Below are 4,791 nucleotides of genomic sequence, written 5' to 3' on the forward strand. Positions count from 1 at the left end.
CACCACCACCGACGCCTGCGCCCCGTACAGCGCGCGGCGCACGCCCTCCACGGAGAAGCGCATCGGGTTGAGCGTCATCACCCACGACAGCACCGGCCCCGCGCCCTTCACCGGGAACATGGCCCCGGAGAGCACCCACATGGGCAGCATCACCAGGCTCATCACCGCGTGGTAGCCCGCGCTCGACTTCACCCACCACGCGAGCGCCATGCCCATGCCGGTGAGCGCCAGCGCCGACAGCACCATCACCGCCGCGAGCAGCGGGTAGTCCACCGCCTTCACGTCCACGCCCGCCAGCGGCGCGAAGAGCAGGAACAGCGACGCTTGCATCAGCGCGATGGAGGACGACCCCAGCGCCTTGCCCAGCACCACCGCCAGCCGCGATCCCGGCCCCGCCAGCACCGCCTGGAGGAAGCCCTCCTTGCGGTCCTCGATGACGGTGATGGTCGCGAAGATGGCGCTGAAGAGCACCACCATGGTGACGACCCCCGGGAAGAAGAACTGCTGGTAGCCCAGCCCCTGCGCGCCCTCCACCCGGAACGAACCCGCGAAGCCGGAGCCGATGACGAACCAGAACAGGATGGGCTGCGCCAGCGCGCCCACCACCCGGCTGGGCTGCCGGAAGAAGCGCACCACGTCGCGCGAGAGCAGCACCCATACGGTGGCCCACTGCAGCGCCAGCGTCCCCGGCTCCCGGCGCTGGACCGGAGCAACGGGCGCGTCGACGGGGGCCTCCACGGAGGAGGACGGAACGGGGATGTCGGCGCTCATCGGCGTTTCCTCGGCGCGGGCGTGGGCGAGGGAGCATCCGCCCCCAGGGCCTTCCCGGTGAGCTGGAGGAACACGTCCGCCAGCGTGGGCCGGCGCAGCGACACGGAGGCGAACCGTCCCGAGGGGAAGGCCTCCACCAGCCGCGGCACCAGCGCATGTCCCTGCGAAGCCTCCACCTGCACCCGCCCGTCCACCACCTTCGCCTCGAGCCCCAGCCGCTCCGTCACCTGCGCGGCCAGCGCCTCCGGCTCCGGGCCCTCCAGCGTCAGGATGTCGCCGCCCATCCGCGACGCGAGCGCCCGGGGCGTGTCGCACGCCACCAGCTTCCCGGCATCCAGCACCGCCAGCCGGTCGCACCCTTCCGCTTCGTCCGCGCGGTGCGTGGTGAGCAGCACGGTGACGCCCTGCGCGTCGCGCAGCCGCTTGAGGTGCGTCCAGAACGTGCGGAAGGCCGCCTCGTCCAGGCCCTGCGTGGGCTCATCCATCAGCACCACGCGCGGCTGGTGCACCAGGGCCCGCGCCAGCTCCAGCCGCCGGCGCATGCCGCCCGACCAGGTGCCCACCTTCTCATCGCCCCGGTCCTGAAGGCCGATGAGCGACAGCATCGTCTCCACGCGCGCCTTCGCGTCCGCGCCCGTGAGGCCGTACAGCCGCGCGCCCAGCAGCAGGTTCTCCCGGGCCGTCAGCAGGTCGTCCAGGCTGCTCTTCTGGAAGATGATCCCCATCTGACGCCGCAGCGCGGGGTCGCTCAGGGACAGCACCCTGCCGGCGAAGTGCACCTGCCCCGCGTCCGGTGACAGCAGGCCCGCGAGCAGCTGGAAGGTCGTGGACTTGCCAGCGCCGTTGGGTCCCAGCAGGCCCAGGATTTCGCCCGGCTGCACGGACAGCGACAGCCCGTCCACGGCGGTGCGCCCGCCGAAGCGGCGCGTGAGCCCCTCGATGCGGAGGAGCGGCGGAGGCGGGGTCGGAACGGAGGTGTCAGGCATGTGAAAAGGCGACCTCGCGCCGGGACGCCGCGCGCAAAGGGCGCTAGCCGCGGGGGATGCGGTCCAGCGCCATCACGGCGAACAGGCCGGTGAGATACACGAGCGAGTACAAGAACGTCTGGCGCGCCCAGGGCTTTCCCAGGTGCTTGAAGAAGCCCCACGCTCCCAGGCCGAGGAAGCCCAGCCCCAGCACCACCGCCGCCGCCAGGTACCACGTCCCGGCGATGTGCAGCTGGAACGGCAAGAGCGTCATGGGCACCAGCGCCACCAGGTAGAGCACCACCTGCGCGCGGCTGGACTCGTCCCCGCGCTCCAGCGGCACGGACTTGAGGCCCGCGGCGGCGTACTCGTCCTTGCGGAACAGCGCGATGGCGATGAAGTGCGGCATCTGCCAGAGGAACATGATGGCGAACAGGGCGAAACCGCCCGCGTCCATCTGGTCCGTCACCGCCGTCCAGCCCATCAGCGGCGGCAGCGCGCCCGGAATCGCGCCCACCAGCATGGCCGCGGACGTGCGGGCCTTGAGCGGCGTGTAGGCCAGCACGTAGCTGAGCAGCGCGATGAGCCCCAGCACGCCGGTGAGCAGGTTGGCGCCCATCACCAGCGCGGGCAGCGACACCGCCGCCAGGGACAGGCCGAACCACAGCGCCGTGTTCGGGTCCATGCGCCCGGCGGGCAGCGGCCGGTTGCGCGTGCGCGCCATGAACTGGTCGCTGTGGCGCTCCAGGTAGCAGTTGAACGCGTTCGCCGCGCCCACCGTCCCCGCCGTCGCCAGGAGCGTCACCAGCGCCCGCACCGGCGTGAAGTGCCCCGGAGCCAGGAACATGCCGCCCGCCGCGGTGATGAGCACCAGCGAAGACAGCCTCGGCTTGGTGAGGGAGATCAGGTCGGACGCGGTGGAAGACTGGGACAAGGCACGCGCGCTCAAGCGGACTCCAGCAGGAGGCCCCTGGGCCGCGGTCGCTACCGGTCAGGGGGTGGTGGGGTGGACCCTCCCATACCGTCACCCGGCAGGGGTGGCAAGGCTCCGGCGCCCCGCCACATCAGCCTGCCTTGTCGCCCCCCTTCAAAAACGAAGCGCCGCGAGGCCCGGAGAGGGGCGTCGCGGCGCTTGGGGGACAGCGGAAAGCGTCAGTTCCCCGCGAGCCGCTGCGCGTCGGCGAGGTACTCGCCCTTGGGCTCGCGCCGCACGTACTCCGCCGCCAGCGTCTTGACCTTGCCCGACTGCTTGGGGTCCTTGGAGAGCAGCGACGCGTAGAAGTAGTACACCGGCGAGTAGTTCTCGTCGGAGGACAGCGCGCGCTGGTAGGACTCGTCCGCCTTCGCGGCGTCGCCCTTGCCCTGGTAGACGCGGCCCAGCTCCGTGAGCGCCGTGGCGACGCGGTCCGGCTGGCCGAAGAACTCCTGGCTGGCCTTCTCCAGCTGCTCCTTCGCCTTGTCCCACTCCGAGCGCTCCCGGTAGATGGCGCCCATGGCGAGCCGGGCCTCCGGGTTCTTCGCCTTGGGGTCCTTCACCGCGCGCTGGTACTGCGCGAGCGCGTCATCCAGCTTGTTCTGGCGGCGGTAGGCGTTGCCCAGCATCACCACCAGCTTGGGGCTGTCGCCCATCGTCTTGAGCGCGGTGACGAGCGCCTCGGAGGCCTCCTTCTCACCGCCCGGCTTGCCCATGAGGGCCTTGGCCAGCTCGACGTGGAACTGAGCACGGCTGCCGTCCACGCGGATGGCCTTGCGGATCTCCTCCGCGGCCGCGTCGAAGTTGCCCTCCGCCAGCAGGCGGCGGCCCTTGATGAGGTTCAGCTCCGGGTTCTGCTTGTCGAGCGCGAAGCCGGTCTCCTCCGCCTTCGTGACCTCCTGCTTCGCCTTGGCGGGATCCGCCGGCACGCCCGTGGCCTCGGTCAGCAGCTGCTGCTGGTCCGGCTTGAGCGTGGGCATGGCCAGCGCCACGCGGGCGATGAGCAGCGAGCGCGCGAGCTGCGCGGCGGCGAGCTGGCGCGGGCTGGGCGGCGGCTCCGCCTCCAGCAGCTTCTTGATATCCCGGCTGGCCACCGCGTAGTTCGGCGCGTCCTGCTCCAGCATCAGCAGCGAGCGGCCCAGCAGCGACTCCGGGTGGTCCTTCTCGTAGCGAAGGGCGAAGTCGTAGTTCTTCCAGGCGGTGTTGTCCTGGCCCAGCCGGCGGTACACCGCGCCCAGGCCCGCGTAGACGCGCGGATCATCCGGCGCCAGCGCCTGCGCGCGCTCCAGGCTGTCGCGCGCGCGCTCCAGGTCACCCGCGTTCATCTGGATGAGGCCCAGCGTCAGGTACAGGAGCGAGGACGCCTTGTTCTGGTCGTTGAGCGCCTTGACCTGCGTCTCCAGCGAGGCCAGCGCGCCCTTGCCGTCACCGCTGTAGGTCTTGATCAACGCCTGCGCGGCGATGAGGTGGCTGGACAGCTCCTTGCCCTTCTGGGCCGCCGCCAGGTGCTCCTCGGCCTGCCGGCGCGCGTCGTCACCGCCGCCGTGCTCACCCCAGCGGATGGCGTACGCGTACGCGAGGTAGCCGTGGGCCGCGGTGGAGTCCTGGTCCACCTCCAGCGCCAGGTCCGCCGCCGCGCACGCCTTCTTGTAGCTGTCGAACGAGTCGTGCTTGAGCTGCTCGGTGGCGGCGTCCAGGTTCTTCTTGAGCTCGCGGCCCCGCTTCTTGGCCTGCGCCGAGTAGAAGCCGTATCCGCCCGCGAACAGCGGGATGAGGATGAGCAGGACCAGCGACAGCATCTTGCTGCCCTTGCCCTTGGACGCGCTCTTGCCGCGCGGCGACGGCTCGTCGTCGTCGTCCTCGACCTCTTCCACCACCACCTGCGGACGGCGCTGGGCGGGGCGCGCGCCGGCATCCGGGGGACGCGCCGTGCGGGCGGCCTGCTGCGACGGGGCATTGATGCGGCCCACGGGTGCGCCCGCCGGCTGCTCGGCGGCGGGCGGGGCGGTCACGGGGACGTTCGCCGCGGCGGGCGCTTCAGCGGCGGCCGGGGGCGGCGCGGCCACGGGCGCGAGCACCGGG

4 protein-coding genes are annotated in these 4,791 nt (G+C 71.7%); all 4 read right to left on the minus strand.

The genetic code is table 11. From position 1 onward, the window contains the following. On the minus strand, nucleotides 1–771 hold a 771-nt coding region (locus tag D7X32_RS43230; RefSeq protein WP_120608313.1), incomplete at its 3' end, for an ABC transporter permease. Next, complete coding sequence (locus D7X32_RS43235; protein WP_120608314.1) at nucleotides 768–1,757, minus strand: ABC transporter ATP-binding protein; 990 nt, start codon at nucleotides 1,755–1,757, stop codon at nucleotides 768–770. The genes D7X32_RS43235 and D7X32_RS43230, both read right to left, overlap by 4 nt. A gap of 43 nt (nucleotides 1,758–1,800) precedes the next feature. Further along, nucleotides 1,801–2,685: a heme o synthase gene (gene cyoE, locus D7X32_RS43240; RefSeq protein WP_120608315.1), complete on the minus strand. Its 885-nt coding sequence runs from the start codon at nucleotides 2,683–2,685 to the stop codon at nucleotides 1,801–1,803. A 203-nt stretch (nucleotides 2,686–2,888) separates the two neighbouring features. Further along, nucleotides 2,889–4,791, minus strand: a 1,903-nt coding sequence (locus D7X32_RS43245; protein ID WP_120608316.1) for a tetratricopeptide repeat protein, incomplete at its 5' end; no start/stop codon positions are given.

Origin of the sequence: Corallococcus carmarthensis, assembly GCF_003611695.1 — a bacterium.
GTDB lineage: Bacteria > Myxococcota > Myxococcia > Myxococcales > Myxococcaceae > Corallococcus > Corallococcus carmarthensis.

Excerpts from the sequence above, each read along its gene's own strand:
- D7X32_RS43235 (WP_120608314.1), bottom strand. The coding sequence starts at position 1,757 with ATGCCTGACACCTCCGTTCCGACCCCGCCTCCGCCGCTCCTCCGCATC.